The organism is Myceligenerans salitolerans (assembly GCF_017349295.1).
In the GTDB taxonomy this organism is placed as follows: Bacteria; Actinomycetota; Actinomycetes; order Actinomycetales; family Cellulomonadaceae; genus Myceligenerans; species Myceligenerans salitolerans.
In genome coordinates this window covers 341,451-358,384 of record NZ_JAFMPK010000047.1, presented here as the reverse complement: position 1 = coordinate 358,384, position 16,934 = coordinate 341,451, and the positions used below count along the sequence as shown (strand labels likewise).

15 protein-coding genes are annotated in these 16,934 nt (G+C 68.4%); 9 read left to right on the top strand and 6 right to left on the bottom strand.

Features of this window, described 5'->3' with window-relative positions:
* Positions 1 to 39 precede the first annotated feature (39 nt).
* The 8 genes from J0911_RS15115 (at position 40) to J0911_RS15080 (ending at position 10,284) form a co-directional block, all read left to right on the top strand.
* The gene (locus J0911_RS15115; RefSeq protein WP_207276305.1) at positions 40 to 3,273 is read left to right on the top strand and encodes an early set domain-containing protein; all 3,234 of its coding nucleotides are present in this window, start codon (positions 40 to 42) and stop codon (positions 3,271 to 3,273) included.
* Between the two features lie 51 nt (positions 3,274 to 3,324).
* On the top strand, positions 3,325 to 4,404 hold the full coding sequence (locus J0911_RS15110; protein ID WP_242636757.1) for a substrate-binding domain-containing protein: 1,080 nt from the start codon (positions 3,325 to 3,327) through the stop codon (positions 4,402 to 4,404).
* A 260-nt stretch (positions 4,405 to 4,664) separates the two neighbouring features.
* Positions 4,665 to 5,816: an ABC transporter substrate-binding protein gene (locus tag J0911_RS15105; RefSeq protein WP_242636756.1), complete on the top strand. Its 1,152-nt coding sequence runs from the start codon at positions 4,665 to 4,667 to the stop codon at positions 5,814 to 5,816.
* 54 nt (positions 5,817 to 5,870) lie between these two features.
* On the top strand, positions 5,871 to 6,809 hold the full coding sequence (locus J0911_RS15100) for a carbohydrate ABC transporter permease (RefSeq protein WP_207276302.1): 939 nt from the start codon (positions 5,871 to 5,873) through the stop codon (positions 6,807 to 6,809).
* On the top strand, positions 6,806 to 7,747 hold the full coding sequence (locus J0911_RS15095; RefSeq protein ID WP_207276301.1) for a carbohydrate ABC transporter permease: 942 nt from the start codon (positions 6,806 to 6,808) through the stop codon (positions 7,745 to 7,747). The genes J0911_RS15100 and J0911_RS15095 overlap by 4 nt, the downstream gene beginning before the upstream one ends.
* Positions 7,744 to 8,754: a hydroxyacid dehydrogenase gene (locus J0911_RS15090; RefSeq protein ID WP_307865107.1), complete on the top strand. Its 1,011-nt coding sequence runs from the start codon at positions 7,744 to 7,746 to the stop codon at positions 8,752 to 8,754. Before J0911_RS15095 ends, J0911_RS15090 begins: the two co-directional genes overlap by 4 nt.
* Positions 8,755 to 8,866: 112 nt before the next feature.
* Positions 8,867 to 9,307 (top strand): MarR family winged helix-turn-helix transcriptional regulator, encoded by a 441-nt coding sequence (locus J0911_RS15085; RefSeq protein ID WP_207276300.1) that lies wholly within the window; start codon positions 8,867 to 8,869, stop codon positions 9,305 to 9,307.
* Entirely contained in the window at positions 9,304 to 10,284 is a 981-nt protein-coding gene (locus J0911_RS15080; RefSeq protein ID WP_207276299.1) for a zinc-binding dehydrogenase, read from the top strand. Before J0911_RS15085 ends, J0911_RS15080 begins: the two co-directional genes overlap by 4 nt.
* A gap of 55 nt (positions 10,285 to 10,339) precedes the next feature.
* Here the strand turns inward: J0911_RS15080 and J0911_RS15075 are convergent, their stop codons facing one another.
* From J0911_RS15075 to J0911_RS15065, 3 genes are all read right to left on the bottom strand, one after another.
* The gene (locus J0911_RS15075) at positions 10,340 to 10,999 is read right to left on the bottom strand and encodes a TetR/AcrR family transcriptional regulator (protein WP_307865106.1); all 660 of its coding nucleotides are present in this window, start codon (positions 10,997 to 10,999) and stop codon (positions 10,340 to 10,342) included.
* Positions 11,000 to 11,009: 10 nt separating this feature from the next.
* Positions 11,010 to 12,125, bottom strand: coding sequence for an FAD-dependent monooxygenase (locus tag J0911_RS15070; RefSeq protein ID WP_207276298.1), 1,116 nt, complete (start codon positions 12,123 to 12,125; stop codon positions 11,010 to 11,012).
* A gap of 274 nt (positions 12,126 to 12,399) precedes the next feature.
* Entirely contained in the window at positions 12,400 to 12,852 is a 453-nt protein-coding gene (locus J0911_RS15065; RefSeq protein ID WP_207276297.1) for an SRPBCC family protein, read from the bottom strand.
* Between J0911_RS15065 and J0911_RS15060 the strand changes: the two genes are divergently transcribed.
* Complete coding sequence (locus tag J0911_RS15060) at positions 12,842 to 13,618, top strand: DUF4241 domain-containing protein (protein WP_307865105.1); 777 nt, start codon at positions 12,842 to 12,844, stop codon at positions 13,616 to 13,618. The genes J0911_RS15065 and J0911_RS15060 overlap by 11 nt on opposite strands.
* A 102-nt stretch (positions 13,619 to 13,720) precedes the next feature.
* On the opposite strand, the gene J0911_RS15055 is transcribed toward J0911_RS15060, so the two are convergent.
* From J0911_RS15055 to J0911_RS15045, 3 genes are all read right to left on the bottom strand, one after another.
* Positions 13,721 to 13,966, bottom strand: a complete 246-nt coding sequence (locus J0911_RS15055) for a hypothetical protein (protein ID WP_207276295.1) — start codon at positions 13,964 to 13,966, stop codon at positions 13,721 to 13,723.
* Between the two features lie 132 nt (positions 13,967 to 14,098).
* Positions 14,099 to 15,406, bottom strand: a complete 1,308-nt coding sequence (locus J0911_RS15050) for a TULIP family P47-like protein (protein ID WP_207276294.1) — start codon at positions 15,404 to 15,406, stop codon at positions 14,099 to 14,101.
* A complete protein-coding gene (locus J0911_RS15045; RefSeq protein ID WP_207276293.1) occupies positions 15,403 to 16,932 on the bottom strand; it encodes a TULIP family P47-like protein in 1,530 nt (509 codons plus the stop codon). Before J0911_RS15045 ends, J0911_RS15050 begins: the two co-directional genes overlap by 4 nt.
* Positions 16,933 to 16,934 lie beyond the last annotated feature (2 nt).

The window sequence follows — 16,934 nt, the reverse complement described above, 5'->3', positions numbered from 1 at the left end:
GTCGAGGTGGGTCCTGATGGCCCCGGCGGCGTCTCCGCGGTGTCGATCACGTCGACCTCGGGCGACACGGCGCGCTACGCGCTGACGCAGAGTCTTGCCGTGGGCGATGCCACGCCGCGCCGGCTCACGGTACGTGGGCTCGTCAAGGGCGCAGGACTGTCGGAGGGCTTCACCATGATTCGCGTTCAGGCCTACGACGCGAGTGGACGGGTCACCGTCCCGGTCGCGAGGGGCCCGTACCTGAGGGGGTCGTTCGACTGGCGCGAGTACTCGACCGATCTCGTGCTACCCGAGGGCACCACCCGCGTCTCCGTCGAGCCGATGCTCGACCGCTCCAGCGGAACTGTCTGGTTCACCGACATCAGCATCGAGGAGGACACGAAGGCCGGATCTCTCACCGCCTCGCCGACCCCGAACGGAACGGTCGAGCTCAGTTGGAGCATTGACGTCGAGCAGGCCGCGCGTTACGCGGTGCACCGCGCCGAGGGGGAACAGCCGCCGAAGGGCGACTCGTCCAGCCTGGTGAGGTCGGCGGTCGCGACCACGACGGCTGATGACACCGTGGGCCCTGCCGCCACGTACACCTATCAGGTCCAGGCGCTCGACGACACGGGCACGATCATTGCCACCACTCCCACAGCAACGGTGGCAACGCCGACCACCTTCGCGGACCGCACGGAGACGACGGTCCTCACGGGTATCGAGGATGGTGACGGAATGATTCACGCGTCCTGGGCGGTGGCTCACGACCGGCCGCACACGGAGCTGACCATCCAGGTCGGGAACAGGGCGCCCAGGCATGTCGAAGGCTATGACGGGGGCTTCGACCTGGCCGGAGAGCCGGGCGACGAGATCACCCTGCGCTCCGGGGACGTGGTTCTCGCGACGGCGCAGGTCGGCGGCACCACCCACCCCCGCGCGCTTCTCGACACAGGCACGGTCGCTCGTGTGAACGAGCAGTTGCGGGAAGGGGATGAGACCACTACCGCGGCCTGGGAAGCGATGATCGCTCGGATCGCAGGGCCGGATTCGGGATACCCCGGCAACGGCAGCGGCGGTTTGTACCGGGCTCGCGAGGCGGCATTCGTGTACGGCATCACCGGTGATCAGGACTATGCGGATCAGGCGTACGAGGCACTGGTCTCGGCAGAGGAGTTCGTGGCGCCTCGTCCTGTCAACATGGGGCTCGAGCTGGCTCGGGCGAATCTTCTCCTGGCACCGACGTACGACTGGGCTTTCAACGGGTGGACCGACGCGCAACGCTCTCATGTGCGAGACATCATCACGCGGTCGATCGATCTGCTGTCGACCTACCACCACGAGGCGCTCGACGACACGGAGAAGACCAGCAACTGGGTAGGGGTGGTGCGCTCGACCGAGCTCGCGTTGCTTCTGGCCGCTCGTGGTGACGCCGACTTCGGCAACCACGACGACCGGATCACGTTCCTGCTGGACGAGACCAATCGTCATCTGGAGCAGGCCTATACGGACACCGGCTTGACCCAGGAGGGCTGGGACTATCTCCACTACACGGAGCTCTACATGTTCCCCTCGATCTATGCCGCCCAGGACAGCGGGGTGCGGACACTGGACGCGCAGTTCAGCCGGCCGGCGTTCTGGAACCTCGCGCTGCACGTCGTCTCCTCACGGAGCCACGGTGACACCCTCCAGTTCGGCGTCTCGGGCCCGAATGGCCAGGTGGACGGTTCGTTCCCGCTCATGTTCCCGATCACCCCGGATGCTGCGGTGCCGGGACTGAAGCACCTCTACGACCGCGTCCAGGGCATCCGCTCGGACAACAAGAACCTGGACGGCATCCACGGATTGTGGACGGTGCTCTTCTATCCCGAAGACGTCAGCAGCGACGCGGCGGATCTTGCTGCGGCCGACGCTCACACGGCGCTGCTCGACGAGGAACAGGGCTTCTACGCCTTCCGATCGGAGTACCGCGATCGAGACGACACCCTGGTCGGTACGGCCAGTCGCAACGCGCAGCACCGAGGCTGGTCGAGCGCAGAAACGTTCTCACTGACGTGGATGAGCCACGACACGACCTGGGCGACGCTCGGCGGCAAGCGGCGCGACGACCCGCTGGCATGGAGCAAGCCGTTGGTGGACGGGAAGCTCGAGCCCTACCGGAACCAGTACGAGACCGTCACCGGCGACGGGCGGACGCTGGAAGCGCGAGCGTTCCCCGATCAGGGCGGCGGATACGTCCGAATGGACGGGTCCGGCAACTTCCTCGTGGACACGGCCGTGCGGGAAGAGGTCGTCGACCTCGCGCCGGGCGGAGACGCCGACGCGATCGTGGCCATCAGGGACACCTTCGCCGATGACGTGTCACATACCTGGGACTGGCAGATCAGGCCCGAAGCGGGGGTGGCGATCACGATCGTCGACGACGCGGCGGAGAACGAGCCCTACTTCACGCTGACCAGCCCCAACGGCGCCGTGCTGTCAGGCTTCGTCGTTGATCGTGCGGGCATGAGCGCGGAGATCCTCGACGGCACCTTGCGGCTCACGCGGAGAGGAACGGAGGCAGAGTTCCGGGTGGTGCTCGCCACATCGGACAGCGCCACTCTCAACGCCGAGATCGTCGACGGACGATTGGTCATCGACGGCCGCGTCGTGAACTTCGACGCGCTCGACGACAGCACGGCCGCCGGGTTGCCGCGGCGTGCAGACGACGGTGCGACCGCTCCGCCTGCCGCCGGTGTGCTCTCCTCTGACAATGGTCACGACACCGGGCTGCGGGACGGCGACTACACCATCACCATGAACACGTGGTGGGGTGAGAACGCCAGTAGGTTCCGGCTCTTCGAGAACGGAACCCTCATCGACTCCGTCGACCTCGACCCGAACACTCCGCACGCGCAGGCAGTGACCATTCCTGTCACCGGACGCACCAACGGTACCTACACCTATACCGGTGAACTGACCAACTCCCGTGGCACCACCTCGATCGGTCCCCTGACGGTATCGGTCACCCAGGCGAAGCCCGCGAAACCGGTGCTGAGCCATGACAACTACGACCGGGACGGCTCGTTCACGCTGACCGGGAATCTGTGGTGGGGCACGAACGGCACGGGTTACCGGTTCTATCAGGACGGTGTGCTCATCGCGGAGGGCGCGATCGAGGCTGCCACCCCGGAGGCCCAGAGCGTCGTTCACGAGGTCGAAGGGCTGGCGCCCGGCGTCTACGCCTTCCGGGTGGAGTGGGAGAACTACGCGGGAACGACCAGCAGCGACGTCGTGGAGGTCACCGTGCGGTGAGGCCCGTGCGGGCGCATTGCACATGGATGTTCAGTCTGCAAGATTATGAACATGCTCCAGCCCCAGCGACACTCGCAGATCCTGCACGAGATCGAGCTCCGGGGAAGTCTGAACGTCGCGGAGTTCTCCGAGCGCGTCGGGGTCTCGGGGATGACGATCCGGCGTGACCTCGTCCTCCTGGAGGAGCAGGGGCTGGTCGAGCGGGTGCACGGCGGCGCGGTCAGACCGCGCCGCCATGGCGCGTCAGCCACCGCCCGGATGCTCACTCCCCTCGCGACGCTCGGCATGGTGGTACCGTCCGCCGGCTACTACTTCCCGGAGATCATCCGAGGCGCGAAGGCGGCAGTCGCCGAGGCCGGCGCCCGGCTCGTCCTCGGCATCTCCGAGTACTCTCCGGACCTGGAGCGAAGTCAGGTCTCGCGGCTCGCGAACAACAAGGTCGACGGGATCCTGGTGACTCCCAGCCGGTCCTTCGAGGCCGACCCCTCCACCTTCGAGGCGCTGCTCGATGTGAAGGTTCCGGTCGTGGTCGTCGAACGGGCCCTCGACTCCACAGCCTCGTTCGCCACTCTCAGCACCGTCCGAAGCAACCATGCTCACGGCGCCGAGCTGGCTGTGGCGCACCTGCTGGCCGAAGGGCGACAGCGGGTTGCGCTCGCCCGGCGCCCGAGTCCTACCGCGCCCCTCGTCCAGGAGGGCTACCGGCGCGCACTGGCGGCGAGCGGTTCGGGACACGTCCCGATCGAGTTCGAACTGCCTCCGCGCGAAGCCCCTGTCGCAACGCTGCGCCGGCACCTGGAGGAGCTTCTGGACACCTGCCGCGACAGTGTGGTCGACGCCCTGATCGTCCTTCCCGACGAGGTCGCCATCTCGTTGCTCGAGGTGGCCGAGGATCGTGGGATCGCCGTACCGGAGGACCTCGCGCTCGTCGCGTACGACGACGAGGTGGCCTCGATCGCCTCGGTGCCGCTCACCGCCGTAGCTCCTCCGAAGTTCCAGGTCGGATACTTCGCGGCCCGCACGTGCCTCGATCAGGTACTGGCGTCCGCGCGCGGTTCGGCGCACGAGGCGTTTGCGCGAGTCGAACTCTTTCCGGTGCTCAGCGAACGAGAGTCCAGCAGGCGCGACTGAAATCCCGTGTGCAAGTTTGTTCATTTCATGGGTGATATGGACACCCTCGCGGATACTTGAACAACCGGCTCTGAGCGACCCGGGTTCAATGACGAAGAGGAGTTGTCATGCGATCGTCCATCAGGTCGGCCCTTGGCCTCGCAGCAGTGGCAGTGGTCGTCGCGCCTACCGCCGCTTGCGGAAGCGGCGACGACGCGGCTTCCTCGCCGCGGCCGACGGCGGCGACGGGCGAAGTCGTGTTCTGGTCGTCCCTGTCGAACATGGATCTCGTCGCCCAGGCTTTCAACGACAGCCAGGACGACATCGACGTCGTCCACGAGACCGTCCCGTCCGGCGCGGATGGTTACGCGAAGCTCTCCACCGCCATCGGCGCCGGCAACGCGCCGGATGTCGCCACGATCGAGTACTTCGCCCTCCCCGAGTTCGTCACGTCGGACCGCCTGACGCCCCTCGACGACTACGTGGCCGAGGAGACGCTGAACCAGTTCAACGAGGTCAGCACGAGTCTCGTCCAGCTCGGGGGCAATACCTGGGCCCTGCCGTACGACGCCCCGCCCATGATGGTCTGGTACCGGCAGGACCTCCTCGATGCCGCCGGCGTGGACGTGCCCACGACCTGGGAGGAGTTCGAGAAGGCAGGTCAGGCCGTGCACGACGCGACGGGCAGCTACCTGGCATCCTTCAACGCCAACGAGTCGAGCTGGTTTGCCGGCCTGGCCTGGCAGAACGGCTCGCAGTGGTTCGACGCCGGCGAGGACAGCTGGACGGTCGGCATCGACGATGACGCCAGCCAGGAGGTCGCGGCGCTGTGGCAGCGGATGCTCGACGCCGGAACGGTCAAGGCAGTTCCCTCATTCACCGACGAGTGGACCGCCGACATGGTCGAAGGCCGCGCCGCGGGCGTCATCGGAGCGAGCTGGTCGGCGAACTCCATCTACAGCCGGGTGAAGGACGCGGGTCAGGAAGGCAAGTGGATCGCCGCCGAGCTCCCCAGCTGGGGCGGGGATATCGCGCCGCTGTACGGCGGGTCCACCTACGCGGTGCCCAGGACGAGCGACAACCCTGCGGCGGCGGCGAAGTTCATCGAGTTCCTCACGACCGACCCGCGCGCGATCGAAGCGCGCGGCGACTCCGGCTCGGCGTATCTCGCGGCCTTCGGACTGACCGAGGTGGCGCAGGAGGCCTACACGACCTCGGACTTCTTCGGCAACGACATCTGGGCCGTGTTCGAGGACGCCGCAGACGGTACGTCCAACGACTGGCAGTGGGGACCGAACTTCGGGATCACGACCTCCGCGATGCAGGAAGTGCTCACGGACGTCGGTGCGGGTGAAGAGCTCACGGACGACCTCTCATCGGTTCAGGAACGCACGGTCGACGGGCTCGAGCGGTCCGGTCTGTCGATCGAGTAGCAGCACGTCCACCACCCGGCAAGACGACTACCGACCAGGAACAGGGCAAGAGACATGACCCTCATCAAGCCTGCCGCGCGGAGGCGATCCCGTGCTCCGCACCGCGATCCCGGCGGAGGCGGCAAGGTCGCCGCACTCTTCCTCACACCGTTCTTCGCCCTGTTCCTGCTCACGATGATCGCACCGGTCATCTACTCGCTGTGCCTCAGCTTCTTCGCGACCAAGAAGTCGGGCCTGGGTTTTGGCAGCACGCCGGAGGTGCGTTTCGTCGGCATCGAGAACTTCGTCGTGGTGCTCTCCTCGGAGAGCTTCCTCACCGGCTTTGTCCGGGTGGCGATCTACGCACTGCTCTACCTGCCCACCATGATCGGCAGCGCGCTCATCCTCGCGCTCCTCCTCGACACGGCGGCGGTGCTCTTCAGGCGCGCATTCCAGCTGCTGCTGTTCCTTCCCCACGCCGTGCCCGGCGTCATCGCCGCGCTGATCTGGGTGTATCTGTACACGCCCGGGGTGAGCCCGCTGGTGCGAACGCTGGAGTCCGGCGGTATGTCCGTCAACTTCTTCTCCGCCGAACTGGTCCTTCCGGCGATGGTCAACATCGCCGTGTGGGAGTGGACGGGATTCAACGTCATCATCCTCTTCACCGCGCTCCAGGCCCTCCCGCGAGAGGTGATGGAAGCGGCGCGTGTCGACGGTGCCGGGCCGTTCCGGACGGCCCTGTCGATCAAGGTGCCGCTCATCGCGCCCGCCCTGGGCATCTCCTTGCTCTTCACCAGCATCGGCTCGCTGCAGCTCTTCACCGAACCGTCGATCCTCGCCACGGCTTCCAGCGCGGTGACGTCAACCTACGTCCCGAACATGTGGGCCTACGACGCTGCCTTCAACCGGCTCGACCTCAATCAAGCGGCCGCGGCGTCCATCATCGTCGCAGCCGTCGCCGGCGTGGCCTCCTACCTCATCACGCGGATCAACACGAAGGGAGTGCGCGCATGACCTCCCTGGCCCCCGCGCAGCCTGACCAGCAGGCGTCCGGGTCCTCCCCCTCGACACCGGACCGGGCCCTCGTCCGGCCCGGAACCGGCAGGGGCCGGGCCGGAGCATCCTTCACCAGCCGGGCCGCCGTCACGGCCGTCCTGCTTCTCGCGACGCTCTACATGCTTCTGCCGGTGACCTGGTTGTTGTTCGCGTCGACGAAGTCGGCCGAGCAGTTGTACGGCTCCAGCATCTTCAGCGTGACCGACTTCGCGTTCTTCGAGAACGTCGCGGGTATCGCGGATCAGAGCGACGGCATCTTCTTCGTGTGGATGGGCAACAGCATCCTGTACGCGACCGTCGGTGCGGTGGCCGGTGGGCTGATCTCCGTCGCCGCGGGCTACGCGTTCGACAAGTTCCGCTTCCGTGGACGGAACAAACTCTTCGCCTTCGTGCTCGTCGGCGTCCTCGTGCCCAACACGGCCACGGTGCTGCCGCTGTACCTGCTCTTCTCGCCGCTGGGGTTGACCAACACCGCGTGGGCCATTCTTCTCCCAGCCCTGTGCAACCCGTTCAGCGTCTACCTCGCGCGGATCTACAGCCAGGCATACATTCCCGACGAGACACTTGAGGCCGCGCGCGTCGACGGCGCCGGGGCGGTCCGCTCCTTCTTCTCCGTCGCGCTGCCGATGATCACGCCCGGCTTCATCACGATCGCGTTGTTCCAGTTCGTCGCCGTCTGGAACAACTACATGCTGCCACTGGTCATGCTCACCTCGGAGCGCCTGTTTCCGGTGTCGCTCGGTATGTCGCTCTGGCAGGGCTACACCCGCGGCGATCCAGAGTTCGCACCGCTGGTCGTCACCGGCTCTCTTCTCTCGATCATTCCACTCATCATCGCTTTCATCCTGCTCCAGCGATACTGGCGTGCGGGGATGACCGAAGGTGCGGTCAAGTGACCCGGCCGGTCAAGGCCGCACTCGCCATGGGTGCCGACGTCGCGGCAGATCTGTTCCCCGCGAACCGGCACGCCGAGTTCGAGCCCGAGGTGGTCCTGCTCCGCTCGGAACCACTCACCGGCTTCGACAGCGCTGAGGCACGCGCGACGCTGCGCCAGTCGGAGCTGCTCGTCACCGGCTGGGGGTGCCCGCCGGTGAGCGCGGCCGTGCTCAACGAGGCGCCCCGCCTGAAGGCGATCGTTCACACCGGCGGCTCGGTGAAGCATCACCTGTCTGCCGCGGTCTGGGATCGTGGCATCGTCGTCACCTCGGCTGCGGCAGCCAATGCGCTGCCCGTCGCCGAGTACACGCTGGCCACCATCCTGCTGGCCAACAAGCGAGTCATTCCGTCCTCCCGCCTCCTGGGCCGAACGCAACGCTTCGACCGCGCGACCGACCTAGATCACACCATCGGCAACTTCGGCAAGCGGATCGGCCTTGTCGGGGCCTCCGCCATCGGCCGGCGGGTCATCGAGCTGCTGGGCCCCTTCGATCTCGAGGTCGTCGTGGCCGATCCCTACCTGTCGTCACGGGACGCCGCCCTGCTGGGCGTCACGCGTCTGGACCTTGAGGAACTGATATCCACCAGCGACGTCGTCTCGCTTCACGCACCAGCCCTCCCGGAGACACATCACCTCATCGACGGCGCACGGATCCGGATGATGAAACGTGGGGCGACCCTGATCAACACCGCCAGAGGATCGCTGGTCGACCAGCGGGCGCTGACCGACCGCCTGGTCACGGGAGAGATCTACGCCGTCCTGGACGTGACCGATCCCTGGATCCCGGCGCCGGGGGACCGGCTGTACACGCTCCCGAACGTCCTTCTGACCCCGCATATCGCAGGATCGCTCGGGACGGAACTGCGACGGCTCGCCGCCGCCGCCCTCGACGAGGCCAAACGGATCGCCGACGGACGCACCCCCAGGCATCCCGTGGTCATCGACGACCTCACGCGCATCGCCTGAAGATCTCCCGCCAACTGCCACGCGACCAGAGCGAAGAACGGCATCGGCATGCTCGGCAGGACGGATCTCGATTCCTGGGAATATTGTTCCTCGGAATGATGTTGGCTCCCACATGCAGCCCTTCTTCGACGTCCTGGTCCGCTACGAGACGGAACTCTGGGCGATGGTCGACGCCCGCCTCTCCACCGCGGGGACCGTGTCACTCGCGACACTCGAAGCGCTGAGGGTGGTGGACCGGCACACCGGTCGCTGTCGCGTCCACGAGGTCTCGGCGGACCTGTCGATCACGGTGGGGGCGGCGAGCAAGCTCGTGGACCGGATCGAGCTCGCGGGCCTGGTACGGCGTGAGCCGAACCCGCAGGACCGTCGGTCGGCGCTGGTTCTTCTGACGCCGGCCGGCGCCGAGGCGCTCGCGTTCGCCGACGAGGTCGCCTGCCGAGCGCTCGGTGAGCATCTGAACTCGTCGGGGGTCGACGTCGCGGCGCTGACCAAGGGGCTGACCGTCCTGCGCGAGCGGCTCACCGTCGCGAGGCGCCAGGAGGCGGCGGCATGAGCGCGACAATGCGTGCGGTCGTCGTCGAGGCCGCCGGAGGACCCGAGGTGCTGCGTGTGCGGCGCATCCCGGCCCCGCAGGCCGCGCCCGGTTGGGTGCGTATCAGGGTGGCGGCGTTCGGCCTGAACCGTTCGGAGTTGCACTTTCGGCAGGGCCTGGCGTACACGGGCTCCTTCCCCCGTGTCCCCGGGATCGAGGCGGTGGGCGTGGTCGACCAGGACCCGAGTGGTCGCCTTGCCGCCGGCACCCGGGCCGCGACGATGATGGGCGGGATGGGTCGTGAGTTCGACGGCGGTTATGCCGAGTTCGTCACCGTTCCCGCCACCCAGGTGATCCCTTTCCGGAGCGACCTGCCCTGGGAGGTCCTGGGTGCTGTGCCGGAGATGCTCCAGACCGCGGCCGGCTCGCTCCGGGTCGGACTGGAGGCCCGTGACGGACAGACGCTCCTGATCCGGGGCGGAACCTCGTCCGTGGGCCTCGCTCTCGCGGTGCTGGGCAAGGCGCGGGGGATGACCGTCCTGTCCACGACCCGCTCGGAGAGCCGGCGAGGGCTGCTCGAGTCGGTCGGCGTGGACCATGTGGTGATCGACGACGGCGAGATCGCCCCGCTCGTCCGGGACCTCGTGCCGGATGGTGTGGACGGCGCGGTCGAACTGGTGGGTACCGACGTGTTGCGCGATACCCTGCGTGCGGTGCGTCCCGGTGGCGTGGTCTGTTTCACCGGGATGCTCTCCGACCGGTGGACCGTGTCGGAGTTCTACCCGATGGACTGGCTGCCCAACGGTGTCCGGCTGACGGCCTACTCCGGCGAGAGCGCCGATCTCGCTCCCTCCACCCTGCAGAGCTTCCTTGACGAGGTCGCCGCCGGCCGCGCGACCGTCCCGGTCGGGCGCGTCTATCGGCTCGACGACATCGTGCAGGCGCACCGCGACATGGAGGCAGGCACGATCGGCGGCAAGGGCGTGGTGCTGACGTGACCGTCGCCGCGTCGGTTCTGCCCGGGTCCGGTGTCGAGGAGACCGCAGAAATCTCTCAGCGCGGTCCGGCGCGTCGAGCTTCCACGAGTCCGCCGTCGACCGAGGCGTCGCCGTGGGCGGCGGTGGTGCGCACGCCGGCGAGCACGATCGCACTGACCCGGTGCGCGTCGGCTCGGCTGAACGTGCGGGAACCGCGGCTGACGAACAGCTGTACGGGTCCGGCGAGCATCGCGCCGAGCAGGGAGAGGTCGACCGCGGGTAGCTCGCCGCGTTCGACGGCGGTCCGCAAGCGGTCTCGCAGGGTCGCCAGCCGCCGGTCGAACACCTCGTCGACGACTGCCCGCAGCTCGGGGTCCTCCCGGGCCGAGGTCACCACGTTCAGCAGTGCCCGGCCCTGCGGGTTGGCCGTGGCAGCGGCCAGGGCTTCGAGGAAGTCGACGAGGTCGGCGTGGAGGTCGCCCGAGTCGTGCAAGGGTGCCGCGTCGGCACCGAATGCGGCGAGAGCGTCGGCGACCAGCGCATTGCGGTCGGGCCAGTTGCGGTAGACGGTGGTCTTGTTGGCCTCGGCGAGCTCGGCGACCCGGTCGTAGCGCAGCCCGCCGATCCCGTCACGGGCGATCAGCTCTGCGGCGGCTTCGAGAATCCGGCGCCGCACACGGGCGGTGCGCCCGCCCGGGCGGCGTGCCGGTTCCCGCTGGAGTCCGTCCTCGGCCACGCACGGCAGCCTACCGCGGCTGTGCCGCACGCAACCGCGTGTTGCGTGCTTCGATGTCCTCCCACGTGGCAGGGACGATGAGGTCTGCACCACCGCGTCCGAACTCCTGGGCCGCTGTCGCGTGGGGGCGCTGGCGTTGCTCGTAGGCGCCGAAGGCGGCCTCGAGGTCCTCGCCGTGGCGAGTGAGCTCCTCGGCGAGTGTCCAGGCTCCGAGGAGAGCCAGCGAGGTGCCGCGCCCGGCCATCGGCGTCGCGCAGTGCGCGGCGTCCCCGATCAGGACGACCCGTCCCCGGTGCCAGGTCGGCACGTGGATCAGGGAGATCGCGTCGAAGTAGAGCTCGGGATCGCGCTGGGCGGTCTCGATCAGCTCGGGGACCTTCCAGTCCTCGATCCCGGCGAACGCTTCGGTCAGGATGCGCTTCTGCGCCTCCGGGTCGTGGTAGTCGTAGTCGATCGGGTCGGACCGGAACTCGAAGATCCCCAGTGCCTTGTCGCGGTAGCGGGCTACGCCCGCAAGGAGTCCCGGCAGGTTGAGGATCTCCGTCACGCGGGAGTCGCCGGGAGTCGCGTGGCCGGGTGCGTCGGCGAGCGCGACGTACACCCCCAGGGGCTCCGTGAACTCGTGCTCGGGGCCGAACACGAGCCGGCGCACCGCCGAGTGCACTCCGTCGGCGCCGACGACGATGTCGTAGGCGGACTCGCGGCCGGAGGCGAAGGTGACCGCGACCCGGTCCCCGTCGTCGACCATCGTGGCGACCGACTCCTCGAAGCGCAGGTCGACCTGCTCGGGCAGGGCCTGCCGCAGGATGGTCATGAGGTCCTCGCGCGGGAGCTCGATGTCGTCAGGGCTGTCGTTGATCTCCCGCATCGCCAGGCGGGCGACGGTCGCACCGGACCGGTCGACGAACGTCGTCTCTTCGGTCATCGTGATCCGGTGCTCCTCCAGCGCGTCGAGGATGCCCATGCTGCGCGCGGTCTCGAGCGCCTCGCCGCGCACGTCGATGGGCGCGCCGTTGACGCGCAGATGGTTCGCCCGCTCCACGATCTCCACGGCATGCCCGGCTCGCGCGAGGTCGATACCCGCACACAGCCCAGCCGCTCCTGCACCACTCACCAGAATCTTCATCGTGCCTCCCTGTGGTTCCTGTACCGACGCGACCCACTATAGCCACAAAACGTTGCTTTAAGGTTGTCGTCGGTCGTGCACGATGCGGAGGGCTTCGCCGGTGTGCGGGCCCGTGCGCCTGGAAGGTGAGTCGCCATTGCCGCACGACATCCAGGGCTTCGGCCTCGCAGCACGTTGGTCGGGAGTGGTGCGCAGGCCGGCCAGATCGTCAGCCGAGGCGATCCTGCTGCCACTGCCCGCGGGGCAGTGGCAGGAGCTGGCGCCCTGTCGTCCGCTACGACGTGGACGCGGCTGCGACGAGCCAGCTGTTGCGTTGGCGGATCAAGCGGGCCATGTATCGCGTGAGGGCCAATCGTTCGACGAGGGCCCCGAGCGGGCCCAGAGGGGCTCGGAAGTCGATCACGTCGACCATCCGGGTCCCTGCCTCCGCTCGGGTGAAGAGGTGTTCGTGCCGCCACCAGGCGAACGGGCCGGCCAGCTGTTCGTCGACGAAGCGGTGCGGCCGATCGAGCTCGGTGATCCCGGAGGTCATCCGGAACGGGATGCCGAAATGTCGTGCCTGCCAGGTCACGGTGTCGCCGAGGTCCATCTCGCCGTGCGTCACTCCGGCGATCGCTCGTTCTCCTGATGCGGACATCGATGCGCTGTGCGCGTCCACCGACAGGCACAGCCGGAAGCACTCGTCAACGGTCGTCGGAACGGTCGTCTCGAGGCGGATGGCCGGCATGTCGCAAGCGTACGGTCGCGAAGGCCTCTGCCTGGTTCGCCGACCGTGTCGGTCACCAGGTCTACTGTCTGGTCCTGTGACGACCACAACCGCCCCGCTGCATTCTCGCCCGTTCTTCGCCCTGCAGGGAGGGCGCCCGGAGGGTTGTGCGTATCCGCAGACCTTTCATGAGCTCGGTGTCCTCCATGTCCCGTCGGGGCGTCTGGAGGCGAGTGATCCGTACGTGTCCCTCGGCGCGGGTTGTACGGTGCCGGTCCCGCCAGGCTCCTACCCGGTGTTCGTGACCGTCGCCGACGTGTCCGAGGCAGCGGACGGATCGCATCCGCGTGAGTCGTACCTGTCCGTGGTCCTGCACGACGACGCCCCGGTGGCGGCTGTGCGTCTCGGCGTTCCCGAGGGCGAGCGGGCGCCGGGGGAAGGCGTTTGGTACGGCGTCGGTGTGGACGCCGGCACCGTCGCGTTCGCCGACGCGCAGGCCGCCGAGGCGCTGTCCAGGAGGGCTGACGACGTTCTCGAGGAGACGCACGACCGGTGGATGGAGCTGCAGGATGACCCGCGCCACCACGGGAGCAACCGCGCCAACGTTCCTTTGCCGGGCGCCGCTGGCGGGGAGAATCTCGCGCTGGCCCACTCCGGATGGGGCGACGGCTTCTACCCGCTCGTCACTACCCACGATGCCGACGGCCGTCTCCTGGGAGTGCACATCGATCTACTGGTTGCGAGCGCGACCCACTGGAAAGACGAACGTGGCGACGGCGAACGCTGACCACCAGGTGTCGGTTGGCGAGTTGGCTGACCCGGGCGCTGCGGTCGCCCTGCTTGATCGTGTTGTCGCCGACGCTGTCGATCGCTCGCCGGGTTGAGGCGCTCAGCGCAGCGTCGGTCCTTCCACCGCCACCGGTCCGGGCGCGGTCGGGTGTTCGATCTGCAGGTTGAGGGTGCTGCGCGAGGTCGGGATCACGGCGAGCTGGGCCTCCTCGCCGTTGGTGTCGATGGCGCGTACGTGGAGGTGTCCGTCCTTGAGGCGGATCGCGAACTGGTCGCTTCCGGCGACGAAGCGCACCTCGCTGTCGTCATGGATCACCGTGGGGCCCGTGGGCAAGCTTCTCGGCATGCATACAGGATGCCTCGTTCGGCGATCGAGCGCGTCGACGTCCACCGATCTGGAAGCACGTCCTGCTCAGAAGGCCGTCGTCGTGGTCGGCGCCAGCCGTGGTCCCGGCGCGGGTGGCCGCGTGCCGGCCCGTCAGCTCCCCTCTCGGTCCACCCGTGTGAAGTCGCCCGTCATCACGAAGTCGTCGTCCACCCACGCCGTCGCGATCTGGAGGTCCTCGGTGCCCGCCCAGCGGATCGACGTCGGAGGGTTGCGTGCGGGGGAGAGCATCGACCCGACGGAGGACGTGAGGGAGTCCGCGATCCCGCTCGCGATGGCGGGCACGACGATCTCCACGATCGCTCGGACCAGTGGTCCGCCGAGCCACCAGTACCACGGGATGTCGGCGTCGTAACCGCTCTTGGGACTGCCGTCGGCGAGGAACGCGAGCGCCTTGGTCCGGTCGTCGTACACGATCGGGTTCTCCGGGTGGATCCAGAAGTCCATCGAGATGCCGGCCTTGAGATCGCACCAGCCTTCGTAACGGCCGCGCAGGTCGGAGCCGTCGATGCCGAGGCGTAGCTTGCCGATCTCGGGGTGGTAGTCGATCGCCCCTTCTCGTACCGAGTTCATGTCGAGGCGTTTCAGGTTGACGATCTGTCCGGTCTGTGCGTCGTAGGCGAAGCTGGCGGGTGTCGCGCCGTGGCCGAACGCGGCGGGTAGCGACGGCATGATGACGTGTTCGAGGAGGAGGGCCCGGGAGAAGGCGAAAGCGGCCTGGTGGCCGCCGTCGAGCAGTGCCGGGTCGATCGAGCGGGGCAGGTCGTCGACGGGGCGGTTGTCGGTCACGCTGAGGATGACCAGGGCTCCGCCGGAGCCGTCGCTGCGGTCCGCGTAGGCGAACTCCGACCGGACGGGCGCGAGCCAGCTGTCGGTCTGCGGGGGCACCAGGTTCACCGTGGCGAAGACGAACGAGATGCGGTCGGCGTTCTGGGCGACGTATGTGGCGAGCGAGGCCAGCAGGAGCGCCTCCTGGAGGTCGTCGAGCCGCCCGTCGGGGTCGTCCATGCGGATCGGGGTGATGGCGCCGGGTTCCGGCGGCTGGCCGACCTTGCCGGCGCTGCTGACGTCGAACCGGAGGTTCTGGATGTCAGGAAGGGTCGAGGGGATCAGGTCGAGCGCGACGGAGGCCACGAACGCCGTGCCGGTGAGGTCCACCCGGTCATCGTGTGACGCGAGCACGAGCCACCCGTCGACGATCGGCATGCGAAGGGTGAGGAACTGCCCTGACCCGCCCTCGACGATCTGCCAGCCGCCGAACGAGCCCCCGGCACGAACCTGGAGCCCGTCCGGGTCGTCGACGGCGAAGTCCACGAGCAGCGAGTCGGCGCGGAGGGCGAGCGCCGCGTTGGCCACCGAGGTGTCGACCGCGAAGGCGGTGTCCCAGCCGTGCAGGTTCATGGTCGTGCCTCTCGGATCGGTACGAGGGTCCCGCCGAGTTGCAGGGAGCCGTTGAGTTCGGCGGAGAGCAGGTGGAGGCCGGAGGACTCCGGCCAGTGGATGTCGACGGTGGACTGGGTGAGCAGGTCGCCGATGCTCGGCAGGGCGTCGGCCGCCGCGCCGCCCGCCACCAGGGCGATGAGATCCGGCGTGGCGGCGGCGATGCCGGCGACCAGCCCGATGACGAGGACCGCGACGATCGCCGCTCCCGCGCCCGGGATCACGATGCCCGCGACGACCATGGCGATCGCGGCGACCACCGTGATGATCGCCTTGGTGATCTCCACCCAGCGTTCGGTCTCCGTGTAGTCGCGACGTCGTGGTGGCCTGGATCGCGTGAAGCTGAGCGTCCGGCCGCCGTCGTGCCGGGTGACGAGCGTGATCCGGTACCAGTCGCAGGCCTCGACGAATGCCGTCACGCCCGGGACCACCTGTGTCCGCACAAGGGTTCGCAGCTGCAGCTCGTCGCCGACCACCTGGAGCCGGAGGTCGTCCAGCACGGGATGGTAGGTGATGCCGCCGGACTCGACCGGGTCGAGGGCGAGCTGTCGTGTGGCCCGGACCGTGCCGGAGTCGAGGACGAAGTCAGGGACGGCCGTCCCCGGCAGTGCGCGGGTCAGTCCCGGGATCATGAGGTGTTCGAGGAACGTCTCCTGGGAGATGAGGGTGGCGGCCGTGCAGCCCGGCGGAACGGCCGCGGGGGTGAGCTGGTTGATCCGCCCGCCGGGATCGTTCCCGGACGTCATCGTCAGCACGCCGAAACAGCTCGTCTCGTCGGTGGGGCCGTTCGCATAGGCGTAGCCGGTCCAGGTCGGGCGGAGCCACTGGAAGTCGCCCTGCGCCGATCGTGCGTTGAGGTCCAGGGCGCAGAAGACGTACGTGAGCAGGTCGAGGTGCGTGCAGAACCACCGGCCGATCGCGGCGCGGAACGTCGCCTTCTGCAGGTCCGTCGGTGTCCCGTTCCCGTAGTCGACGGCTTGGACGACGGCGGGAGGGTCGTCCGGGTTGGCCGACGTCGTCCGCGCCGTCAGGTACTGCCGTTCACCTCCGTCGCGGTCCGGCGGCGCACGGTGGGCCGTCTCCGCCGGGGCGGGCGGCTGCGGGAGGTAGTTGAGCTTCACCGACACCGTGACCCACCCGCCGGTGAACGACAGGTCGGGGACGTTCGGGAGGCTCATCGAGGCCGTCGCCAGCGGGGCGCGCAGGAACAGGATGGAGTTGGACCCGCCCCGGACGAGCTGCCACGCGTGGAACTCTCCGGCGATGCGCCAGCCCTCCTGGACCTCGTGGTCGAACGAGGTGGGCCAGCGCTCGCTGGCCGCGAGCGTCGCGTTGGCCTCCGGGAGCCGCAGGGCGTGGACCACGTCCCAGCCCAGGGTCCCGGCCTCGGCGGCGAGGAGCGCCGGGGAGATGGCTGCCCGGGGGACGAAGACCTCGGGCAGCGTCTCCTGGTACCGCGGCGGTGTCGCGGGGCGTGTCGTCGGCACGG

What these genes read in the sequence shown, in the direction of transcription:
- J0911_RS15080 (WP_207276299.1), top strand. Translation starts at nt 9,304, where the DNA reads ATGAGCGCGACAATGCGTGCGGTCGTCGTCGAGGCCGCCGGAGGACCC.
- J0911_RS15110 (WP_242636757.1), top strand. Translation starts at nt 3,325, where the DNA reads ATGCTCCAGCCCCAGCGACACTCGCAGATCCTGCACGAGATCGAGCTC.
- J0911_RS15105 (WP_242636756.1), top strand. Translation starts at nt 4,665, where the DNA reads ATGGATCTCGTCGCCCAGGCTTTCAACGACAGCCAGGACGACATCGAC.
- J0911_RS15100 (WP_207276302.1), top strand. Translation starts at nt 5,871, where the DNA reads ATGACCCTCATCAAGCCTGCCGCGCGGAGGCGATCCCGTGCTCCGCAC.
- J0911_RS15070 (WP_207276298.1), bottom strand. Translation starts at nt 12,125, where the DNA reads ATGAAGATTCTGGTGAGTGGTGCAGGAGCGGCTGGGCTGTGTGCGGGT.
- J0911_RS15050 (WP_207276294.1), bottom strand. Translation starts at nt 15,406, where the DNA reads ATGAACCTGCACGGCTGGGACACCGCCTTCGCGGTCGACACCTCGGTG.
- J0911_RS15085 (WP_207276300.1), top strand. Translation starts at nt 8,867, where the DNA reads ATGCAGCCCTTCTTCGACGTCCTGGTCCGCTACGAGACGGAACTCTGG.
- J0911_RS15055 (WP_207276295.1), bottom strand. Translation starts at nt 13,966, where the DNA reads ATGCCGAGAAGCTTGCCCACGGGCCCCACGGTGATCCATGACGACAGC.
- J0911_RS15095 (WP_207276301.1), top strand. Translation starts at nt 6,806, where the DNA reads ATGACCTCCCTGGCCCCCGCGCAGCCTGACCAGCAGGCGTCCGGGTCC.
- J0911_RS15065 (WP_207276297.1), bottom strand. Translation starts at nt 12,852, where the DNA reads ATGCCGGCCATCCGCCTCGAGACGACCGTTCCGACGACCGTTGACGAG.
- J0911_RS15060 (WP_307865105.1), top strand. Translation starts at nt 12,842, where the DNA reads ATGGCCGGCATGTCGCAAGCGTACGGTCGCGAAGGCCTCTGCCTGGTT.